This is a genomic window from Rudaea sp. (assembly GCF_036383415.1).
Lineage (GTDB): Bacteria > Pseudomonadota > Gammaproteobacteria > Xanthomonadales > Rhodanobacteraceae > Rudaea.
Map to the genome: position 1 here is coordinate 1 of NZ_DASVOK010000456.1, position 1,937 is coordinate 1,937.

A 1,937-nucleotide genomic window follows, 5' to 3' on the forward strand; every position below is an offset into this window, starting at 1 on the left:
GTTTGCCGCTCTCCTGGTCATCGGCATCGCAACCCCCGCCCTCGGCCAGGTGCAGCGGCGCGCTTACGAGCCCTCGGCCACCAACACGATTCAAAGCATTCACGCCGAACACGGCATGGTGGTGGCGCAGGAGAAGCTGGCGGCGCGGGTCGGCACCGAGATCCTGCGACAAGGCGGCAACGCCGTTGACGCCGCGGTCGCCACCGGCTTTGCGATGGCGGTGACCTATCCGCGCGCCGGCAATATCGGCGGCGGCGGTTTCATGGTGATCCATCTCGCCGGCCACAATGAAGACGTCGCAATCGACTATCGCGAAACCGCGCCGCAGGCCGCGACGCGCGACATGTTCCTGAACGCCGACGGCAAGCCCGATCCGGACAAGTCGCGCAATTCCGCGCTCGCGATCGGCGTGTCCGGCACGGTCGCGGGCTTTGCGCTGGCGCTGGAGAAATACGGCTCCGGCAAGTTCACGCTGGCGCAGATCATCAAGCCCGCGATCGATCTCGCCCGCGACGGCTTCATCGTCACCGACGATACAGCGGACACGCTGTCGGACATGTATCGCCGCATGTCGCGATGGCCGAACTCCGCCAAGACGTTCTCGCATGCCGACGGCACGCCGCTGCACGAAGGCGACCGCCTGATCCAGGGCGATCTTGCCGGCGTGCTGACGGCGATTGCCGAACAGGGGCCGCGCGGCTTCTACGAAGGCGCGGTCGCCGAGAAGCTCGTCAGCGGGATCAAGAATGCCGGCGGTATCTTTACGCTCGAAGATCTGAAGACCTACCAGCCGGTGATCCGCACCCCGATCCGCGGCACCTATCGCGGCTACGACATCGTCTCGATGCCGCAGCCGTCTTCCGGCGGTGTCGTGCTGCTGGAGATCCTCAATATCCTCGAGGGCTTTCCGATGTCGGACATGAAGCAGGGCTCGGCCGCCTCGCTGCATGTCATGATCGAAGCGATGAAGCGGGCCTATGCCGATCGCGCCCGCTATCTCGGCGATCCCGCCTTCGTCGACGCGCCGACGCAGCTGCTGATCGACAAGGATTATGCCGCGAGGCAGCGCGCCACCATCGACCTCGCCCGCGCCACGCCGTGGACCGATGTGCGCAACGCCAAGCAGCCGCATGAGGGCGACAACACCACGCATTATTCTGTCGTCGACGCCGGCGGCAACGCCGTCAGCAACACCTACACGCTGAACTTCCCGTACGGCGTCGGCTTGGTCGCCGACGGCATCGGCGTGCTGCTCAACAACGAGCTCGACGATTTCACCGCGGCGCCCGGCGCCTCCAATGCGTTCGGCCTGGTCGGCTTCGAAGCCAATCTGCCGGGACCCGGCAAGCGGCCGCTGTCGTCGATGTCGCCGACCATCGTGCTGAAGGACGGCAAGCCGGTGCTGGTGACGGGATCGCCGGGCGGCAGCCGCATCATCTCCGCGGTGACGCAGATCATCGTCGACGTCATCGACTACAAGATGGACATCGCAGCCGCGGTCGCCGCACCCCGCATCCATCACCAATGGCTGCCCGACGAGGTCCGGATCGAGAAAGGCTTTCCTGACGAGGTGCTCGCTGAGCTCCGCGCCAAGGGCCACAAGCCGGTCGAGCCGCTCGGCTACTCCTCCGCGAACTCGATCGTCGTCACGACCAGCGGTCTGCTCGGCGCACCCGATCCACGCACGCGCGGCTCGGAGGCCGCGGGATACTAGGGCTTGATCCGGACCGGTACGGCGGCGCTAGCGCAAAGTGCGAAGCGGTTTTCCCGCGACAAACGCGAAGCGTTTGCGCCGGGATCATGCTCAAACTAAAGACCTAGAGGGGCAAACGCGGCTTTGCCCGACCTGCAACATCGCGATAGATTGGCGGTCCGCGCAACTCCGGCCGCGGATCGCAAACAGCCGGTGAATGATTTCTCCGGGGAACGCGCATGAG

Annotated in this window: 1 protein-coding gene; it reads left to right on the forward strand. The window is 65.7% G+C overall.

Translation table 11 applies throughout. The features are described from left to right. On the forward strand, window positions 1-1,714 hold a 1,714-nt coding region (gene ggt, locus VF497_RS16505; RefSeq protein ID WP_330890735.1), incomplete at its 5' end, for a gamma-glutamyltransferase. Between the last annotated feature and the right edge of the window lie 223 nt (window positions 1,715-1,937).